This window comes from Mesorhizobium sp. M0317 (assembly GCF_040321555.1).
Classification (GTDB): domain Bacteria; phylum Pseudomonadota; class Alphaproteobacteria; order Rhizobiales; family Rhizobiaceae; genus Mesorhizobium.
Window position 1 is genome coordinate 48,215 of record NZ_JAMYRV010000022.1, and the last position, 20,358, is coordinate 68,572.

Sequence of the window (20,358 nt, forward strand, 5' to 3'; positions counted from 1 at the left end):
GGCGCTCGGGTTGGAGGGTAGATGCGGCGGTTTAAGGGCGCGTTAAAGCAGGGTTTATGCACCCTTCTGAAATTCCTTAAGAATTTCTAAAATCCGCTGCCGCCAACTGGGTCCGAAAGCCGCATCCTCGCGGCCTGTCTGCCGCAAAAGGCAGAGGCCCTGGCTACCCCGAATATTTCAATTCTGCTGGATCGAAATGCCCTTGTCGTCGATCTTCAGTTCGACGCCCTTGGGCTTGGTCTGTTCGTGATAGACATATGCACCGAGCGCGATGACGACGACAACGAGCGCGCCGACAAGGAGATAGAGAGTGTTCTGTTTCACGGCGCGCTCCTTTGGCAGCAATTCCAGGAAAGCACAGGCTTTCTCCTGAGGAATTGCGTTGAATGAAAACTTAGAGCGTCAAGCTCGCTTCAGAACCTTGACCAGCACCAGCAGGATGACGGCGCCGATCGTGGCGTTGATGATGGCAGCCAGAATGCCGCCGCCGATAGCGAAGCCGAGCCTTGGAAATAGCCAGCCGGCGATCAGGGCGCCGATAATGCCGACGATGATGTTGCCGATGAGGCCGAAGCCGAAGCCCGAGACGATGAGGCCGGCGAGCCAGCCGGCAATGGCGCCGATTATGATGAAGATGAGAAGGCTTTCGATGCCCATGACGCGTTCCTCCAGGAAGAGAGGCTACGGAGCGGAAGGCCCCGAATCGGCCTCGATATCAACGACTTCAGGCTATGCGAAAGCAGTTGCACCCGCCAGCGGCGCTCATTGATCGTCGTCATCGTCGCTGGAGACTGGCCGCCAGCTGGTCGGGTCGACCTTTTTCTGGGTATCGCTGTCGGTGTAGACCCACCAGGCGCCGTCGCGATATTGCCCGACGGATTCGCTGACGACGCCGGCGCCGTCCTTCCACAGAACAGTGACCTTGGATCCATCTGTCGGGGCGGTCGCTATCGGTTTGCGGTCTGCCACGTCATCCCCCTCATTGAGTCGACAGAACGCCACGACGCGTGTCTGGTTGCAAGGCTGCCGGAAGCGTTATCCGAAGGCCATCAGCTGTGGGCAAAAATATCCTCTTCGTCCCAACCCATCAAATCGAGCTTGGCACGCGTCGGCAGGAAGCGGAAGCAGGCGTCGGCTTCCTTGGTGCGCCCGTCCCGCGCCAGGCGTCCAGCCAGCACCTCGCGCAGACGGTGCAGATAGAGAACGTCGGAAGCGGCATATTCGAGCTGTTCGGGCGACAGGGTCTCGGCCGCCCAGTCCGACGATTGCTGCGCCTTCGACAGGCCGACGCCAAGCAGTTCGAAGCAGATGTCCTTCAAGCCGTGCCGGTCGGTATAAGTGCGGGTCAGCCGCGAGGCGATCTTGGTGCAGAACACCGGCTCCGGCATGACGCCGAAGGCGTTGTAGAGCACGGCGAGGTCGAAACGGCCGTAGTGGAACAGTTTCGATATGCCGCGGTTGCGGAGCAGGCTGACGAGGTTCGGCGCTTTCTTCTGGCCGGGCGCGATCTGGATCACGTCGGCCGAGCCATCGCCGGGCGAGATCTGCACCACGCACAGCCGGTCGCGGTGCGGGTTCAAGCCCAGCGTCTCGGTATCGATGGCCACCGCGTCGACATTGTAGTGGGCGAGGTCGGGCAGATCGTTCTTGTGGAAGCGGATGTCGGGCATAGTTGTCTCCGGATCGCGGCGTAACTCGTCCTCGCCGCGATCCGCTGAAAAATCAACAAGAAAACTTCCCAGCCTCCTCAGCGCGTCAGCGCATCGAGAATGCGCGCCCACGAGCGCTGGCCCTTGTGGAAGGAGGTCAGCTCGTATTTCTCGTTGGGCGAGTGGATGCGGTCGTCGTCGAGGCCGAACCCGACCAGCAGCGATTCCATGCCGAGATAGGTCTGGAAGTCGCCGACCACCGGTATCGAGCCTCCGCTGCCCGTCGTCACCGCTGGCTTCGGCCATTCATCCGACAGCGCAGTCTTGGCCTTGGCCAGGAATGGCGAGTCGTAGGAAAGCTGAATTGCCGGCCCGCCGCCATGCGGGTGGAATTCGACCGAACAGTCCCTGGGAATGCGCGCCTTGACGAATTCCCGGAACGCGGCGCGGATCTTCTCGGGGTCCTGCTTGTGGACGAGGCGGAAGGAGATTTTCGACGACGCTTCCGCCGCGATCACCGTCTTGAACCCCTTGCCGGTGTAGCCGCCGATGATGCCGTTGAACTCGGCCGTCGGCCGCGCCCAGGTCAGTTCCATCACCGAGCGGCCTTTTTCGCCCGACGGGATCGAGAGGCCGATCGGTCCGAGGAAGGTTTCGGCGGTCTCGCCCAGAGTTTCCCATGATTTCAGGATCTGCGACGGCGTTTCCTCGACCCCGTCATAGAAGCCCGGAATGGTGACGTGGCCGTTCTCGTCATGGATGTCGGCGAGGATTTTCGCCAGGATGCGGATCGGGTTGGCGGCGGCGCCGCCATAGAGGCCCGAATGCAGGTCGCTATCGGCAGCCTTGACCGTGACCTCCTCGCCGACCATTCCGCGCAGCGAAACGCAGATCGACGGCGTTTCGCGGTCCCACATGCCGGTGTCGCAGACCAGAGCGAAATCGGCCTTGAGCTCATCGGCATTGGCCCCGAGGAACGGCTTCAGCGACGGCGAACCGGACTCCTCCTCGCCCTCGAACAGGATGGTGATGCGGCAGGGCAGATTGCCATGCACCTGCTTCCAGGCGCGGCAGGCCTCGACGAAGGTCATCAGCTGCCCCTTGTCGTCGGCCGAGCCACGGCCGGTGATTACCTTGTGACCGGGCTCGATCTCCTTGACCGCCGGCGCAAACGGGTCGTTCTCCCAAAGCTCGATCGGATCGACCGGCTGCACGTCGTAATGGCCGTAAAACAGCACATGCGGCGAACCGGCGGGGCCTTCATGGTGCGCAACCACCATCGGGTGTCCCGGCGTGTCGCGCACCGAAGCGTCGAAGCCGATCAGCTTGAGGTCCGCCACCAGCCATTCGGCGGCCTTGCGGCAGTCGGCAGCATAGTCGGAATCGGTCGAGATCGACTTGATGCGGAGCAGGCCGAACAGGCGCTCCAGGCTCTGGTCGAGATTTTTGTCGAGACGGTCGAGGACGGGGGTGATTGTGGACATGTCTTGCGGGCCTTTCTTTTCGGTGGCCGAACCGTAAAGGCAGCGCATCAAAACGAAAAGCCCGCGATCGTTGGACCACGGACCGTAAACACTTGTCAGAAGGCAAAAAAGAACCGCCGTGGTGGAGGGGAACCACGGCGGTCTTTTACTCGAAACGATGCGGCAGCCCGGAGAGGGGGGATAGGCTGCCGCAATTGTCCGGGATAGGCGGGGGACGGGCCTTGCTCCGGACTCGGCGAAAACTGCCGATGACCTTTATTTGTGTCTCGGATCGTGGCGTTTCAAGGGCACAAAAATTACACTTTTGTAACATAGCCGTGAGCGCCGAGGCAAACAGCAGCAGGGTCTATTGGCAGGCAGGCTCTGTCAGCATGTCGCCGCAACACCTGTTGGAAGCCCGCCTTTGCCATGGACCGCGCCGTCCTGCCGCGCTATCCCTGCCGGCATGAAAAAAGGCGACCATCTCTTCCTTATCGACGGCTCCGGCTACATCTTTCGCGCCTATCATGCGCTGCCGCCGCTGACCCGCAAATCCGACGGGCTGCCGGTGGGCGCCGTGTCCGGCTTCTGCAACATGCTGTGGAAGCTGATGCAGGATGCCCGCAACACCGATGTAGGAATTGTACCGACGCATTTAGCGGTCATTTTCGATTATTCGTCGAAAACCTTCCGCAATGATCTCTACCCGGAATACAAGGCCAACCGCAACGCACCGCCCGAAGACCTGATCCCGCAATTCGGTCTGATCCGCCAGGCAACCGTGGCCTTCAACCTGCCTTGCATCGAGATCGAAGGCTACGAGGCCGACGACCTCATCGCCACTTATGCCAGGCTGGCGTGCGAGGCCGGCGGCGACACCACCATCATCTCCTCCGACAAGGATCTGATGCAGCTGGTCGGACCCACGGTCGGCATGTACGACCCGATGAAGGACCGCCAGATCGGCATCCCCGAAGTCATCGAGAAATGGGGCGTGCCGCCGGAAAAGATGATCGACCTGCAGGCGCTGACCGGCGACTCCGTCGACAATGTGCCGGGCGTACCCGGCATCGGGCCGAAAACGGCGGCGCAGCTTCTGGAACAGTTCGGCGACCTTGACGGGTTGCTCGCCCGGGCCAGCGAGATCAAGCAGGACAAGAGGCGCGAATCCATCATCGCCAATGCCGACAAGGCGCGCATATCGCGCCAACTGGTGACGCTGAAGAACGACGTGCCGGTGACCGACGGGCTCGACGATTTCGTGCTGCATGCGCCGGATGGGCCGAAGCTGATCGGCTTTCTCAAAACCATGGAATTCACCTCGCTGACCCGCCGTGTGGCCGAGGCGACCAGCACCGAAGCCGGCGATGTGCAGGCTGTCGCCGTCACCGTCGAGCGCGCCGACAATGCGCATGGCCCCGATGTCGGCTCCGGCACACCGGCGCCTGCGGCAACACAGGATGAAGCCAAAACCGAAACCGCCAGGGCCGGCGACGCCCCTTCGCTGCTTGCCGCACTTCGCCTGGAAACGGCCGCTGCGGCCAAAATCGATCCCGCCGCCTATGTCGCCATCCGCGACACGGCGACGCTCAAGACCTGGCTGGCCCAGGCCAAGGAGACCGGCATCGTCGCCTTCGACACCGAAACCACGTCTTCCGATCCGATGCTGGCCGACCTCATCGGTTTCTCTCTGGCGATCGGCCCCAGCCGCGCCGCCTATGTGCCGCTCGCCCACAAGAGCGGCGCCGGCGACCTGCTCGGCGGGGGCACGCTGGAGAACCAGATTCCGGTCCGGGAGGCGCTGGCGCTGCTGAAGCCCTTGCTCGAAGACAAATCGGTGCTCAAGATCGCCCAGGACGCCAAATACGACATCGTCGTCATGAGCCGCCACGGCATCGATATCGCACCCTTCGACGACACGATGTTGATTTCCTATGTGCTCGACGCCGGCACCGGCCACCACACTTTGTCCTCGCTTGCCGACAAATGGCTCGGCCATGCCACGACGCCGCTCAAGGATCTCGCCGGTTCCGGCAGAAGCTCGGTCGGCTTCGACCAGGTCGACATCGACCGGGCGACCACCTACGCCGCCGGCCATGCCGACGTGGCGCTGCGGCTGTGGCAGGTGCTGAAGCCGCGGCTTGCCGCCAAGGGCCTCGTCTCGGTCTATGAGCGGCTGGAGCGGCCGCTGGTGCCGGTGTTGGCCCGGATGGAACAGCGTGGCATCTCGGTCGACCGCCAGATCCTGTCGCGGCTCTCCGGCGAGCTGGCACAAGGCGCTGCACGGCTGGAGGAGGAGATCTACGGCCTTGTCGGCGAGCGCATCAACATCGGGTCGCCAAAGCAACTCGGCGACATCCTGTTCGGCCGCATGGGCCTGCCCGGCGGCTCCAAGACCAAGACCGGGCAATGGTCGACCTCCGCGCAGCTTCTGGAAGACCTCGCCGCCGAAGGCCACGAACTGCCGCGCAAGATCGTCGACTGGCGTCAGCTGACCAAGCTGAAATCGACCTACACCGACGCGCTGCCCGGCTTCATCCATCCCGACACCAGGCGCGTGCACACATCGTATGCGCTGGCCGCAACGACGACGGGCCGGCTGTCCTCCTCCGATCCCAATCTGCAGAACATCCCGGTGCGCACCGCGGAGGGACGCAAGATCAGGACGGCCTTCATCGCCGACAAGGGCCAGAAACTGGTCTCGGCCGACTACAGCCAGATCGAACTGCGCGTGCTTGCCCACGTCGCCGAGATCCCGCAGTTGAAGCAGGCCTTCGCCGATGGCGCCGACATCCACGCCATCACCGCCTCGGAAATGTTCAACGTGCCGGCCGAAGGCATGCCTTCCGAAGTGCGCCGCCGCGCCAAGGCAATCAATTTCGGCATCATCTACGGCATCTCGGCCTTTGGGCTGGCCAACCAGCTGTCGATCCCGCGCGAGGAGGCCGGCGCCTACATCAAGAAATACTTCGAGCGTTTCCCCGGCATCCGCGACTATATCGAGGCAACAAAAGCCTATGCCCGCGAGCATGGCTTCGTCGAAACCATCTTCGGCCGCCGCATCCACTATCCTGAGATCCGGTCGTCAAACCCGTCGATCCGTGCCTTCAACGAGCGCGCCTCGATCAACGCCAGGCTGCAAGGCACCGCTGCCGATATCATCCGCCGCGCCATGGTGCATATGGACGAGGCGCTGGAAAAGGCCGGCCTGTCCGCCCGCATGCTCTTGCAGGTGCATGACGAATTGATCTTCGAGACGGTTGAAGCGGAAGTCGAGGCGACGATCCCCGTGGTGCGCAGGGTGATGGAGAACGCGCCGATGCCGGCCATCTCAATGTCGGTGCCGCTGCATGTCGATGCGCGGGCGGCGAACAACTGGGACGAGGCGCATTAGCGCCGGATACGCCGCGATCCTTCACACCCCCCTCTGCCCTGCCGGGCATCTCCCCCGCAAGGGGGGAGATCAGCCGCCACTTCCGGTTTGGCCAATCTCCGACGTTGCTGCAATGGGCGCAGCGCTTGAACTGCCAATCTCCCCCCTTGCGGGGGAGATGTCCGGCAGGACAGAGGGGGGTGCTGTCCCGCCAGCGTCGAAACGTTAGGCAGCCTCAGCCAGGCACTTGGCACACGTCCCTCGAAACTCGATCACCGCCTTCTTCGCAGCAAACCCGGTCGAGCGCACCCATTCGTCCAGCCGATGGTCGACGTCATGGTCGGACATCTCCATCACCTGCCCGCATGTGTCGCAGATAGCGAAGGCTGTCATCGAATGCGTATGGTCGTGCGGTTCGGCGCAGGCGACGAAGGAGTTGAGGCTTTCCAACCGGTGCACGAAGCCTGACTTCACCAGGCTGTCGAGCGCCCGGTAAACCTGTAGCGGCGCGCGGAAACCGCGCTCGCGCAGCTGGTCGAGAAGCGTATAGGCGCTGAGCGGTCCGCTGGCGGCCTCGAGCTTTTCGAGCACGCTCAGCTGATTCTTCGTCAGCACATCCCTTGCCGCCATGATCCCGTTTTCCGATCGTTTAGAGCATAATGCCGAAAAGTGTGGAGCGGTTCTCGGACGACATCATGTTCTATCTGTTTGATCCAGCGCCGCTCGCAAATCATTTCTGCCATGCGACGGTCTCAATTCCCTTGAGATAGCGACGAAGCAGGCTTTTTGCCACTGTTTCCGTTATCGCCATCGACACCATGACCACCACCGCCGATTGACGGCACCGACCACATTCAAAATACTGACAAAATTCGCGACGAAAGGTGCCGCACTTGCAAATTCGATCGGGCTTGGGGAAGCAATTATGATCAAACTGACACGACGGACGCTGCTCGTCGGCACGTCGGCGCTTGTGGCTGCCGGTACGGTTTCGTTCCGCGCTCTCGCCGCCTCGCGCACCTATCACGCGCTGCTGGTTGCCTGCACCGACTATCCGAACCTGCCGCAGAAGAACTGGCTGATCGGGCCGAAGAACGATGCCGGCCTGGTGCGCGACTATCTCCTGAAGAACACGCCCGATCCGGTGAAGTTCTCGGCCGAGAATGTGATCCTGCTCGCCAAGGACGTCGAAGGCGCCAACGGCCCGCCGACGCATGCGGCGATCAAGGCCGCCCTTGCCGACCTCGCCGGCAAGGTGCAACGCGACGATTTCGTCTATCTGCATCTGTCGGGCCACGGCGCCCAGCAGCCGCAAGCCAAGGCCGGTGACGAGACCGACGGCCTCGACGAGATTTTCCTGCCGTCCGATATCGACAAATGGATCAACCGCGAAGAGGGCGTGCCGAACGCGCTGGTCGACAACGAAGTCGGCGCCGCACTCGACGCCATCCGCGACAAGGGCGCCTTTGTCTGGGTGGTGTTCGACTGCTGCCATTCGGGCACCGCGACGCGCGCCGCGGAAGTCGATGACGAACTGGAGCGCAAGGTCGAGTTCGCCGACCTCGTCGGCGGCGACGACGCGGCGAGAGCAGCCGCGGTGAAGGCCTATGACGACATCTCGGCAAGCGCATCGCGCGGTTTCGACGAGAATGGCGGCCGCAAGCCGGCCTTCAACCTGACGCCGACCGGCGCAGAGCCGATCGCCCGGGGCAAGCTGGTCGCCTTCTATGCCGCGCAGACGGTCGAGACGACGCCGGAAATGCCGCTGCCCAAGGGCACGCCCGACGCGCCGCGCTTCGGCCTGTTCACCTTCACCATCCTGTCGAAATTGGCCGAGAACCCCAACGTCACCTATCGCCAGCTCGGCCAGGCCGTGCTGCAGCAATATTCGGCCGACGGCCGCACAAGGCCGACGCCCCTGTTCGAGGGCGAACTGGACGCCCGCGTGTTCGGCACCGACAAAACCGACGCCGTCATGCAATGGCCGATTGCCGTCAAGGACGGCGATGTCGCGATCGGCGCCGGGCTGCTGCAGGGTCTGACCCCCGGCAGCAAGCTCGCCATTTTGCCTTCGGCGCTGTCGAAGCTCTCCGACGCCGTCGGCTATCTCGAAGTGAAATCGGCAAAAAACCTCGAAAGCCAGCTCGCACCGGTCGAATTCGACGGCAAGCCGGCGCTTGCGCCGACGGCGGTGCCCGCCGGCGCCTATGCGCGCGTTGCCGAACTCGCGGTCGACTACAAGCTGCTGGTGGCAAAGCCGGCGCCGACCGCAGGGCTCGAAAAAGAAACCGAGCTGATCAATTCGGTTCTGGACGAATTGGTGGCGAAGCCGAAGTCCGGCTTCCACATCGCGCTGGTCGAGCCCGGCAAGAGCGCCGATCTGCGGCTTGCGGTGCTGCGCGAAAAATCCATGGACGGCGCTGCCGCCAACGCCAGCGACGAACCGGCGCTGTGGTTCCTGCCGGCGTCCGGCGACATCAGCCTGAAGGACGGCAGCAAGCCGCCACGCATCGTCATCGATCAGGATGGCCGCGACAAGCTTGCGGAAAACACAGCCAAGACCCTGACCACGATCTTCCGCGCCACCGGCCTGTCGCGGCTCGCCGCGGCGTCCGACTACCGGCCGGACGAGGTCAGCGTCCAGTTCCTGATCAAGCGCCAGGACAGCGATGTGCTGGAGCCGATCGAATCCTCGACGGTGCCGCGCGTTTCGCCGGGCGATCAGGTACACATTGCGGCCAAGAACGGGTCCGACGAGTTCGTCGACATCAACGTGCTCTACATCGGCAGCGACTATTCGATCACCCATATCGTCGCCGAGCGGCTGGCGCCGATCAACGAGCAGGCCGATCAGGGCCTGAAGGAAGGGCTGCTCGCCTTCACCGACACCAGCTTCGGCATGGAGCGCATGATTGCCGTGCTGACCGAGGCGCCGCCGCAGAGCGAGAAAGAGGATCTGAGCTTTCTTGCCCAGGAAGGCGTGCGCGCCGTGACGCGTGCCGCATCGGGAACGCCTGGTTTTTCCGACATGCTGGCCGACATCGGCATGGCGCCGGCAACGCGCTCCGTGATGCGGCTTGCCGACAAGAGCGGTCCCAAAGGCGCGGTGATGATCTTCCCGATGGAGACGGTGCCCCGCGCCTGACCTGACATCGCTTCGCCGGCTCTTGCCGGCGTGATATAGGAACATTCCCGGCTCGCGACACTTCTATGCGCCGCGGCTGGATGCAACAGATGAGGACATCAGTGACTATCCCCGTGCTCTCCTGGCGTGCAGCGACGGTCGGCCTTGCCGGCAGCCTGTTGCTGGTTGCCAGCGCCTCGGCGGACGAGAATTGCGGCCTGTGCGCCAAGCAGATCGTCACCAATTCCGAGCTCGCCACCTGCTTTCTCGACCAGTACGACCAGATCGCCAAGACCGGCAGCACGGCCGTTGTCGTCGATCTCTCCAGCTGCGCCTCGCGCGGCGTGGTCGAGCCCTTGCCGTCACCCAGCAAGGCGGCTGCCGAACCGGACGTGCAGTTCATGATTTCGCGCACGCAGCTCGATTGCCTGAAAAAGAAGCTGGAGACACCCGGCATCGTGCTCGACCCCACCGCCACCATCCAACTGGACAGCTGCGGATGAAAAAGCCGGGGGGCACTGCAACGCAGAAATCGCCGGCCACATCGGCGCCTCCGCCGGCCAAGAAGCCGGCGACCTTGCCCGAAACCACCGAAGGCTTTCCGTGGCCGAGCAGTCACGAGATCAAGAAGGAAGCCAACCCCTTCACCGACCGCGACTGGCGCATGCTGATCTACGCCTGGTCGGGTCTCGCCGTGCGCCTGGCGATCATCTTCACCCTGGCCTTCTCGGTCTTCCAGTTTCTCGCAAACCAGGAACAGAAGCGCGTCGAGCAGACGATGTCGCTGGTCGAGCTTTGGGAAAGCAAGGATTTTCAGCAGGCGCAGCGCGCGCTCAAAGAGCGCCTCTCGTCGCTCAACGCCAAATACGACAATCTGCTCAGCGCCACGCCGTCGCCGACCGAGGAACAGGTCTTCCGGCAACGCATTGGGATTGAGGCGATGACTGCCGGCGGCGGCACCATGCCGATCGCCGATTTCAACGACAATTTTGATCGCATCGTCTATTTCCTCAATCGTCTCTCCATCTGTGTTGAGGGCAAACTCTGTTCGCGCGATGTCGCCGATGCCTATTTCCGCGACTATGCGGTGTCGTTCTGGAGCTATTTTGCCGGCTACATCGAAAAAGAACGCAAGGCCGGTTCCGCCAATTATGCCCAGGCGATCGAGAATTATGTGGGTCACGGGTCGCCGCCGCCCGCCGACTCCAAATAGCGGCGCAACAAGGTGCCGGGCAGCTCCCATCCCTTGCGTGCTATCCGGTGGCTAATCCTGGTCGGTCTTCTGGCGTTAACGTCAACCGCCGGTGCCGAGGACCTCGATTTCCATCTCGATCTCAACACCGGCGGCCACAGCGCCAGGGTCACCGATCTTGCCTTCACGCCGGACGGCGAGGGACTGGTCTCGGCGTCCGATGACAAGGCCATCCGCATCTGGGACTGGCAGAGCGGGGTGACGCTCCGCACCATTCGCGGCTATCTTGGCAATGGCAATGACGGCAAGGTCTTTGCGATTGCCGTGTCGCCGGATGGCAAGACGATCGCCGCCGGCGGTTATTTCGGCGCCGGCATCGGCGACAAGCCCCCTTATGGCGATATCAGGCTGTTCGATTTCGCCACCGGCAAGATCAAAACCGTGCTCAAGGCCACCGACTATGCCATCTATGATGTCGCCTTTTCACCCGACGGAAACACGCTCGCCGCCGGCGGTGGCGATGGTTTCGTCTACCTCTGGCGGGCGGACGACAAATCCGCGTCGGGCTGGACGCTGGCGGAAAAACTCGATGCCGATTCCTGGCGTGTGGAAAAGCTCGCCTTCGCCGCTGCGGGAACCCGGCTGGCAGCGACGACCACCGACAATGGCATCCGGCTCTGGGACGTCGCCAAGGCCGAGGAAATTCCTTTGCCCGCCGAGGCCGAGCCGCTGCGCGATGTCGGCGTCGCCGCACTCGCCGTGTCATTGGATGGCAGCCTGTTCGCCACCGGCAGCAAGGACGGCGACGTCCAGCTCTGGCAGGCCAGCACCGGCAAATTCGTCCGCGCCATGCCGAAGCAGGATTTCCAGATCGGCGCTCTGAGCTTCGCCACGGGTTCGCGGCTTGTGGCGTCATGCAGCTATCGCTGCGCCGACAAGCATCGCTCGGTGGTCTGGGATACCGACAGCGGCGAGCAACTGCTCGACTATAACGGCCATGACGGCACGGTCTTTGCTGGCGCCGGCAATGCCGACGGCTCGCTGGTGGCGACAGCCGGCGGCACCCGCAACGCCATCCAGGTCTGGAACCCCATGACCGGCGAGCGCAAGGCGCTGCTGCAAGGGGTCGGCGAACCGGTGACGGCGATCGGGATCGATGCGGCGAGCAGCTCCATCGGTTGGGGCAACACCAACCCCTGCCCTGAACGCGTGTCCTGTCCCGAGCTGCAGGGCACGCTGGACAAGGTGCTGGTGCTACCGACGGCCGAGCGGTTCTTCGAGGACCCGGAGGCGTTGGCGGAACAGGGCGCCTATGCCCGCGCGGCACTGACCGACGGTGAGTGGTCGCTTCGCGCCGTCCCCGGCGGCAAGGACGGCCTGGAGAATGCCGTGCTCGAAATCGCGAGCGGCGGAAAGGTGATGCACAGCATCGAGAATGCCGCCACCAATGGCTTCCTCCATTCGGCTTACACGCTGATCGGCAATGGGCTTGGCCTGATCACCGGCGGCAGCGACGGCACGCTGTTGGAATACAAAACCGCGACCGCCGAGGTATCGGGTGAATTCACCGGCCACACCGGCGAGATCAACGCCATGGTTGCCGTCGAGAAGGAAGGGCTGTTGGTCACCGGCAGCGCCGACCAGACCGTGCGGCTGTGGAATTTGAAGAGCCACAAACTGATCGTGTCGATGTTCTTCGCCGGCTCCGAATGGATCGCCTGGATGCCGCAGGGCTACTATTATTCCTCCGCCGATGGCGACAAGTTGATCGGCTGGCACGTCAATCAGGGCCGCGACCACGAAGGGCGTTTCATCAGCGCCGGCCAGCTGAAGAAATATCTCTGGAGCCCGGAAATGGTGCGCCGGGCCATCATCCTGCGCAGCGCCGAACAGGCGGTCCAGGAAATGCGCCCCGGCGTCGACCGCCAGCTGGAAAAGCTGCTCGAGCGCAAACCGCCGGAATTCGGCATCAAGCTTGCCGCCGACCAGAGCAACGTCCGCGAGGGCTATGTCGCCGTCGAGATTTCGGGCGCGCAGGAAGCCGGCGCCGATGTCGCCGGATTTTCGATCCTGTCGAACAGCCGCAATGTCGGCGATGTCACCGCACGGTCAATCGATGGTGGCAAGAGCACCATCGTCGAAGTGCCGGTCGAGAATGGCGAAAATACCATTCGCATCACCGGCACCAACGAGTTCGGCTATCTGACCGAGCGCAGTGTCACAGCACTTGGCAGGAAAACCGAAAAGCCCGCCAACAAGGGCAAGCTCTACGTCGCCGTGATCGGCGTCGACAAATATCCTTTCCTCACCGATGCATGCGCCGGCCACGCCTGCGATCTGCGCTATCCCGTCGATGACGCCACCGAATTCCTCAAGGTGATCTCGCAGAAATCCGCGCCCTTGTTTTCGGCGATGGAGACGCTGGTTCTGGTCAACCGCGAAGCGCTGGATGAGGCGCCCGATTCCGGCAAGGACGTGTTCAAGGTCGCCAGCGCCGACACCATCCTGGAACCGGATTCCGACACGATCGACGACCAGCTCGCCGACTTCCTCGACAGACCCGGCGAGAACGACACCACCATCATTTTCGTCGCCGGTCACGGCATCAACATCGACGAAGACTATTATTTCATCCCCACGGACGGCCGCAAACAGGATGCCGACCGCTGGAAGCGCTCCTCGCTGGTCGACTGGGGCGACATCCAGAAATCGGTTGAGCGGGCCAAGGGCATGCGCTTCATGCTGCTCGACACCTGCCACGCCGCCAACGCCTTCAACCCGCGCCTGGAAAAAGACGCGCAGGACGCACGCATCGTCGTCTTCTCGGCCACCGCTGCCAACAACACCGCCGCCGAACTGCCCGAGCTCGGCCATGGCGTCTTCACCTATTCGATCCTCGAAGGCCTGCGCGGCCGGGCCAAGACCTCCGACGGCGGCGTGACGCTGTTCGGCCTCGCCGACTATATTTCGCGCGAAGTGCTGCGGCTGACCGCGTCCAAGCAGAAGCCGTTCTACTATGTCGGCGGCGTGGAGAACATTGTGCTGGCTGAGCCGTGAGAGGTCGGCACCCAGGCACCCCCCTCTGGCCTGCCGGCCATCTCCCCCGCAAGGGGGGAGATCAGTCTCTTCATTGCTGGAGATCTATTTTCAAGGTTGATGATTGGCGAAAGTCGAGGCGACATCCAATCTCCCCCCTTGCGGGGGAGATGTCCGGCAGGACAGCGGGGGGTGCCTGGGCACGGACCAGCATTCTGGTCTTTGCCACCGCCTTGCTTATCCTCTCAGTGCTTCAAGCGTCTGCCGCCGCCATCACCTGCCCGCCCGGCGACACAAACTTCCCGTCCTTCTACTCCGACCCCACACTCTTCACCGACGCCATCGCCGCCGTCGCCAGAATCGAGCCGTCCAACCAACGCCTCACCGGCATCACAGTCCCCCACCACCTGCTCGTCGCAGATCTCGTCGCACTCGGTTTCCACGCCGCGTCCGGCTTCCGCTACAAGCGCATCGTCATCCTGTCGCCGGACCATTTCCACGAGACGCAGAAACTCTTCGCCACCACGACGCGCGGCTTCGACACCGTGCTTGGCCCGGTCCTGGCCGACACGGAAGCCGTGCACCTTCTGGAAGCGAACAGCGACATGGTCGAAGACTCCTGCCTGTTCGCCAGGGAGCATGGCGTGCAGGCGATGCTGCCTTTCCTGCATCACTATTTCCCCGAAGCTGAAATCGTGCCGGTGGCGATGTCGGTCAAAGCCAAGCGAGCCGACTGGGACCGGCTGGCGCAGGCGCTGAAAGCGATCGTCGACAAGGACACGCTGATCGTCGAATCCACCGATTTCTCCCACTATCTGCCGCAGCACGAAGCCAGGCGTTTCGACCAGCAGACGCTGAACATGCTCGCCGCCGGTTCGCTCGACGGCATCGCGGCGCTGCGCCAGCCGGATCACGCCGATTCGGTCGGTGCGCTCTATATCCAGACCAGGCTGCAGCGCGAACTGTCCGGTGCTGCGCCGCTGGTCGTCGCCAACGAGAACTCGCAGGCGCATTCAAGCGACTATGTCGAGCGCACCACCAGTTATGTCGTGGCGCTGTTCGGCGCCTTCGGCCCCGGCTTCAACAATCCTGCCCGTCCCGACGACAAGCTCTATTATTTCGCGGGCGACGTGAATTTCGGCCGCGCCATGAAGAAGATCCTGGTCCGCGACGGTGTTGCCGAGAAGATCGTCGAAAGCGTGCTGGCCCTGACCCGCTCGCGGCCGCTGATCGTCAATCTCGAAGGCGTGATCCTGCCCAACGTCCCTGAAACGATCGACGACATGACGCTGGCCATGCCCGCAGATCTTGCCATCGGCATGCTGAAGAAATTGCATGTCGCCGCTGTCAGCCTTGCCAACAATCACGCCTATGACCTCGGCCCGTCAGGCTATGCCGAGACGCTGGCCGCACTCGATGCGGCCGGCATCGCCCATTTCGGCCAGGGCGAGACGCTGGCGCTTGCCGATCTCGACCTGGTCGGGCTGACCGACATCGATACCAACGGCTCCAGGAACACCGACCTTCTGACGCCTGCTTTGCTCGACCGGCTGCTGCACGACAATGCCGAGCGGCCGGTGATTGCCTTCGTCCATTGGGGCCGCGAGTACAAGACGGAGCCGTCGCCGCGCGAGGAGATGCTTGCCGACCAGATGCGGCTGCGCGGTGTCACGGCAATCGTCGGCGGTCATCCACATGTATCGAGCGAGGCGATCCTGCCGCTCGGCGGCGGCGATGTTGCGGAGATCTATTCGCTCGGCAATTTCCTGTTCGACCAGAAGGCCGAACGATCGTCCGGGTCGATGCTGGAACTCAGGGTGTTCAGCCAGGGCACGATCTTTGCCCGGCTGATCCCGCTGCCCAATTTTTTCGAGATGGGCTCGAAATAACGCCATTCCCGAAAGGACGTGACAGGACCTCAACAGCCTTGCAGATCTTCCGGCAGATAGCAGACCGCCGGCTTGGTGCTGGTTTCAAACAGCGACTGCTTCGGCCTGAAATAGAAGAACGTGGCCGGCTTGCTCTCGCGTGTGCTGCCATCGGCGAAATGGGCGGCGATGCTGAAGCGATGGATCGACGACATTGACGACCACATTTTCAGCCGTGCCGTGTAGGCGCTGAGATTCTTGTTGCCGCGCACCGGCATGGGGATGCTGTAATCGGTCTTGCCGATCGGAAATTCGATGTTCTGGTAGCGCAGCGCTTCGGGCGACGCGCCGCCGCCATCGCCGCATTCGGCGAGCGATTCTGGGACCTCGATGCTGACCAGCGAGACGATGACGCGAAACGGCTCGCTCTGCTGGTAGACAGCGCCCTGATCGTCCGCCCAGGAATAATCGAGCTTGCCAATCCCGGTCACGCTCATTTTCTCGACGCTGCCGCTGATGTAATCGGCAACGTCGCCGAACTTGACCTTGTTGGCCACCTGGGCGCGGCAGACATCCAGGCTGTCCCTTGACGGGCAGGTGAAGCGCTCGGTCTCGAGCGTGGTTGTGTCGACGCCGGCTTCAGTCAGCACGTTCTTGATCGAGACGTCGACGCCATCGCCGAAAGTGCCGATGTCTTTCGTGAACGTGCCGCTCGGCTCGCCGGTCGCGTTGTCCTCCTCGTCGGTCCTGGTGAACTGGATCGACATCTTCATGTCTTTCACGTCGCCCCAGCCATTGTTGACGATCGAGAAGTCGGGGCGGAAGCCGACGCAGCCATAATGCTCGCTGATCGACAGCATCGGCTTGCGGTAGGCCTCGCTCGCGGCCACCTTCATTTCCAGGCTGTCGATCTTGACCCTCGACCGGTCGGTGGTCTTGAGGTCGACTTCGGCGAAGGCCGGCGCCGTCTCCCAGTCCATGCCTTCATAGACATTGCCGGTACGAATCTCTCCGGTGCCGTTCCAGGCATCGTTGTACTGGTCCGACACCGGATAGATCGCGATGTCTTCGTCGCGCACGAGATGCTGGTACTGCATGTCGGCCTGCTGCGTCATGCGCTGGTCGACGGCAATGCCGATCTCGACCTTGTCGGCGGAACCGCCGCCGGTCTGCGCCTTGAGCAACCCGCCCACTCTGGCATCGGCCAGCACATCGGGGCGCGCACCGCCGATCTCCTTGCCCATCGCCCATTGCGACCAGTAGACGGTGCCGCCGGGCAACCGGGTGCGGCCCTTGCCGTCCTTCAGCCCATCGGCAAAAGAGCCGACGAATATCTTGCCTGTCTTCGTCTCCAGCCTGCCCTCGCCATTCGGCACACCGGCCCTGAATTGCCCTTCATAGCGATTGCCGTCGGCATCGACATGGATCGCATGGCCGTCGAGCTGGCCGGCGACCCAACGGCCGTCGAGAATCTCGCCTGAACGCAGCTCCAGCCGGCCTTGTCCATCGGGGCGGCCATTCCTGATCTCGCCGAAATAGCTGGAATAGATCGTCTTGGGGTCGTAGCTCGCCGAGCCGCGTACGCGCCAGACCAGCCTGCCCTTGCCGTTGACGGTGCCGTCGGCTGCGACGGTGCGGTCCGGCGACACGCCGGACGCCGGCTCCCAGGTGAAATCAAGACCCAATTCCGGGTGGGAATCCCAGACCCGTACATTCTTGCGCAGCACCGAACGTGTTTCGCTTTTATAGAGGATTTGCACCCGCTCGGCCCAGGCGCCATCGGGTGCGGCACCGCCTTGATCGGCCATAGCGGAAAAGCATGTCAGTGCGGCCAGCGTGGATGCAGCCGCGATCGCTTTGACCCCGAAGATCATTCTTGCCCGCGCCATCTTACCCAACCCCTTGGATCGCCTAGCGTAAGCACCGCTGTAACACAGTGCAAGAGAGGTGTTTCGATACCAAAAAACCGGCGGCGGGAACGTCCCGCCGCCGGTTTGGTATTGCTGGTTTTCGCCGCTGTTTGCCGGCGAAAGATCGGGCCTTATTTGTACAGGCTGTTGATCCACGCCACGTTGGCAGCGTTCAGGCGCACCGCAGTGTTGGCGTTGGGGCTTTCCGCCACGTTCACGCCGGTGACGACGCGCTGCTTGGCGCCATTGTCGTAGGCGTAGACCGAGCTGCCGCTCGACCCCGGATAGGTGTCGCAGTCGTACTGGAAATACTCCGCGCCGACGTTTTCGGCTTTCACTTCGCAGGTCGCCTTCCACATCGTACCCATCGGCTTGTCGCCGGGGTAGCCAACGATGTTTGCGGTGAAATCGCCGAGGTTCTCATAGTTGGCATAACCCAGCCAGCCGAGATTGGTGCCGACATCCTGCTTCAGCGTGATGATGCCGAGGTCCCACGGAATGACCGAGCCGTAGTAACCCTGATAATTGTCGATGAAGCCCTGCAGGATATAGACGCTCTCGTAGCTGAAAGCGCCAAACGGTGCATCGTCGGCGGTGTTGCCGTTGAGCGACGGCACGAAGATGACGTCGTCGAGCCAAGCCTTGTCTTCATTGCTGTAGAGGCAATGCGCGGCGGTGAGCACCGTGCGCGGACCGATCAGGGTTCCCGAGCAGCTGCCATAACCGCTCTTGGCTTTGCCTTCGATATACCCGATCGCGGTGAACGGGTAGGTCTTGGTGTTCTTGATCTGCTCGCGATCGTCGGCCCCGAACACCTGGCGGCCGGCTTCGTCGCCGCCCGTCAATCCGGTCTTGTCGGCGTTCGGTGTGTTGGCGGGCGCGTTCAATTCCTTGATGACAAGGTCCTTCAGCGTCTCGCCTGCATCGATCTTGATGTCCTTGCCATCGGCGGAACGTCCGACGATGCCATAGGATTTGACCGCCGTGCCCTCGTCGGTCAGCGGCGCTGCCCGGCTGGCTTCATCTTCGGTCAGTTTCGGCGGCGCGATCGGCTTTGCACGGCCGGGCTGGTAGTCGCCCGTTCCGAGATCGCGCATGCTTTCGCCATTGCCGGCATTCGCTGAGCCGGGATCGGCGGCGAAGGCAGGCATCGTCCACAGTGCGGTGGATAGCAGTGCGGACGCAATGATAGTGCTTGTCAGTTTCGTCATGGTGAGACTCTCCCAAAAGTCAGCAAGGAGTGGAGCAAAATACAGAAATATTGTCGAGATCGTGGTGGAGTTAAAAAATTAGTTTGGTTACCCGCCCGTATCGGATCATCGGTCCGGGCGGCCTCGTTAAAGCCCTCCGCCAAACGCACCCGCGTCGATATACTGCCTAAAATAATCCAACATTGGCAATGACAAATCGCTTCCACGTAGCCCGTGGGGGGCTATAGGGTTTGGGTGGGCTCTGCCCGATGGGGGCACGATTAGCAAAAGTCGTATTTCGGTTTTATGAGCGCGCGGATGTCGTTCGTTCTGGCAGAAGGCGATCGAGGTACCGGTACCGCTTCTGTTGGTTATGCGTCATGGCGGCATGGCTCGGCATTTTTCATCTCAGGAGGGTTTCAAGGTGAACATTATCCATCGGTTCAGGCCGCTTGCCGCTGCATCGCTGCTGGGCATCGCGGCCGCTTTCCCCGCCGTCAACGCGCTCTATGCAGCCGACGACGCCGCCAGGCCGGAAGCGGCGGTCTCGCCGATGCAGCGCGTCGCCGAATCCCGGGACAAGGCCAAGGCCGAGAATCCCGGCGGCGCCGACCGCGTCTATGGCGGCAAGGAAGCCGACAAAGGGGCCTATCCGTTCCAGGTGGCGCTGCTGACCAGCGCCCGGCTGGACCCCAGCCCGGCCTCGCAGCCGAACGCGCAATTCTGCGGCGGCAGCCTGATCGCGCCGCAATGGGTGCTGACGGCGGCGCACTGCCTCAACGACAAGGGCCGGCCGATTTCGCCCGACACGGTGACCGTGCTGACCGGCGCCACCGATCTTACCGAAGGCAAGCGCTACAAGGTGGTCGAGGTCATCGTCAACGAGGGCTACAGCGAACAGACGCTGGACAATGATCTCGGCCTGCTCCGGCTGGCGGAGCCCGCCGATGCGCCGGTCATCAAGATCACCAATGAGCCGACGCCAGACAGCGGCAAGACCACGGTCATCGGCTGGGGCAAGATGCAGGACGGCACCTTCCCGACCGCGCTGATGGTGGCCGATCTCGATCTCGAGCCGAGCGCTGCCTGCAACAGCGGCATCAAGTCAATCTATGCGCATGACCTGAAGGCGGCACTTGGCGATCTCTCGCACCGGATGCGTTATTCGGAAAAGGGCATCGATGCCGCCGCCAATGCGATCGCCGCCGATATGTCGGATCCGCTGACCAAGAACATGATCTGCGCCGGCACCGACAGCGGCGAACGCGACGCCTGCAACGGCGACAGCGGCGGTCCGCTGTTCATGACCGGCGCCAACGGTCCGGTCCAGGTCGGCGTCGTCTCCTGGGGCGAAGGTCCGTCCGACGGCACCGCCGCTTGCGGCCACAAGAATGCCTATGGCATCTACACGCGATTGGCCAACTATACGGGTTGGATCGAAGCCAAGATGAAGACCCCGGCTCCGGCAGCCGCGGCGGCGCCCAAGGCCGGTCTCGGCACGGCCAAGAAGCCCTGAACGAGCCCGAAGCTTGATTAACGCAAAACGGCGGGAT

Annotated in this window: 15 protein-coding genes; 7 read left to right on the top strand and 8 right to left on the bottom strand. The window is 62.8% G+C overall.

Annotated elements, in window-relative coordinates:
- Positions 1-177 precede the first annotated feature (177 nt).
- From NKI88_RS16865 to NKI88_RS16885, 5 genes are all read right to left on the bottom strand, one after another.
- The gene (locus NKI88_RS16865) at positions 178-324 is read right to left on the bottom strand and encodes a hypothetical protein (RefSeq protein ID WP_023686592.1); all 147 of its coding nucleotides are present in this window, start codon (positions 322-324) and stop codon (positions 178-180) included.
- A gap of 78 nt (positions 325-402) precedes the next feature.
- Positions 403-657, bottom strand: coding sequence for a GlsB/YeaQ/YmgE family stress response membrane protein (locus tag NKI88_RS16870; RefSeq protein ID WP_023704219.1), 255 nt, complete (start codon positions 655-657; stop codon positions 403-405).
- A 105-nt stretch (positions 658-762) separates the two neighbouring features.
- Positions 763-969: a hypothetical protein gene (locus NKI88_RS16875; protein ID WP_023683046.1), complete on the bottom strand. Its 207-nt coding sequence runs from the start codon at positions 967-969 to the stop codon at positions 763-765.
- A gap of 80 nt (positions 970-1,049) precedes the next feature.
- The gene (locus tag NKI88_RS16880) at positions 1,050-1,670 is read right to left on the bottom strand and encodes a ribonuclease D (RefSeq protein ID WP_023698188.1); all 621 of its coding nucleotides are present in this window, start codon (positions 1,668-1,670) and stop codon (positions 1,050-1,052) included.
- Positions 1,671-1,747: 77 nt separating this feature from the next.
- Complete coding sequence (locus NKI88_RS16885) at positions 1,748-3,133, bottom strand: M20/M25/M40 family metallo-hydrolase (RefSeq protein ID WP_352656225.1); 1,386 nt, start codon at positions 3,131-3,133, stop codon at positions 1,748-1,750.
- A 445-nt stretch (positions 3,134-3,578) separates the two neighbouring features.
- Between NKI88_RS16885 and polA the strand changes: the two genes are divergently transcribed.
- Positions 3,579-6,506, top strand: coding sequence for a DNA polymerase I (polA, locus tag NKI88_RS16890; RefSeq protein WP_352656268.1), 2,928 nt, complete (start codon positions 3,579-3,581; stop codon positions 6,504-6,506).
- Positions 6,507-6,710: 204 nt separating this feature from the next.
- Here the strand turns inward: polA and NKI88_RS16895 are convergent, their stop codons facing one another.
- Positions 6,711-7,115, bottom strand: a complete 405-nt coding sequence (locus tag NKI88_RS16895; RefSeq protein ID WP_023669789.1) for a Fur family transcriptional regulator — start codon at positions 7,113-7,115, stop codon at positions 6,711-6,713.
- Between the two features lie 295 nt (positions 7,116-7,410).
- Here NKI88_RS16895 and NKI88_RS16900 point away from each other — a divergent pair, with 295 nt between their 5' ends.
- From NKI88_RS16900 to amrB, 5 genes are all read left to right on the top strand, one after another.
- Complete coding sequence (locus NKI88_RS16900) at positions 7,411-9,630, top strand: caspase family protein (protein WP_352656227.1); 2,220 nt, start codon at positions 7,411-7,413, stop codon at positions 9,628-9,630.
- Between the two features lie 89 nt (positions 9,631-9,719).
- Complete coding sequence (locus NKI88_RS16905; RefSeq protein WP_031201314.1) at positions 9,720-10,112, top strand: hypothetical protein; 393 nt, start codon at positions 9,720-9,722, stop codon at positions 10,110-10,112.
- Positions 10,109-10,822 carry a DUF4760 domain-containing protein gene (locus NKI88_RS16910; RefSeq protein ID WP_023804601.1) on the top strand — a complete coding sequence of 238 codons (714 nt, stop codon included), beginning with the start codon at positions 10,109-10,111 and terminating at the stop codon, positions 10,820-10,822. The genes NKI88_RS16905 and NKI88_RS16910 overlap by 4 nt, the downstream gene beginning before the upstream one ends.
- Positions 10,823-10,855: 33 nt before the next feature.
- Positions 10,856-13,858 (top strand): hypothetical protein, encoded by a 3,003-nt coding sequence (locus NKI88_RS16915; protein WP_352656230.1) that lies wholly within the window; start codon positions 10,856-10,858, stop codon positions 13,856-13,858.
- Positions 13,859-14,007: 149 nt separating this feature from the next.
- Positions 14,008-15,726 carry an AmmeMemoRadiSam system protein B gene (gene amrB, locus NKI88_RS16920; RefSeq protein WP_352656232.1) on the top strand — a complete coding sequence of 573 codons (1,719 nt, stop codon included), beginning with the start codon at positions 14,008-14,010 and terminating at the stop codon, positions 15,724-15,726.
- Positions 15,727-15,755: 29 nt separating this feature from the next.
- Here amrB and NKI88_RS16925 read toward each other — a convergent pair whose 3' ends face one another.
- Both NKI88_RS16925 and NKI88_RS16930 read right to left on the bottom strand, forming a co-directional pair.
- Positions 15,756-17,594 carry an MORN repeat-containing protein gene (locus NKI88_RS16925; RefSeq protein WP_352656234.1) on the bottom strand — a complete coding sequence of 613 codons (1,839 nt, stop codon included), beginning with the start codon at positions 17,592-17,594 and terminating at the stop codon, positions 15,756-15,758.
- Positions 17,595-17,746: 152 nt separating this feature from the next.
- Positions 17,747-18,826, bottom strand: a complete 1,080-nt coding sequence (locus NKI88_RS16930) for a trypsin-like serine peptidase (protein ID WP_023691993.1) — start codon at positions 18,824-18,826, stop codon at positions 17,747-17,749.
- A gap of 403 nt (positions 18,827-19,229) precedes the next feature.
- Between NKI88_RS16930 and NKI88_RS16935 the strand changes: the two genes are divergently transcribed.
- A complete protein-coding gene (locus NKI88_RS16935; RefSeq protein ID WP_352656236.1) occupies positions 19,230-20,321 on the top strand; it encodes a S1 family serine peptidase in 1,092 nt (363 codons plus the stop codon).
- Positions 20,322-20,358: the final 37 nt, after the last annotated feature.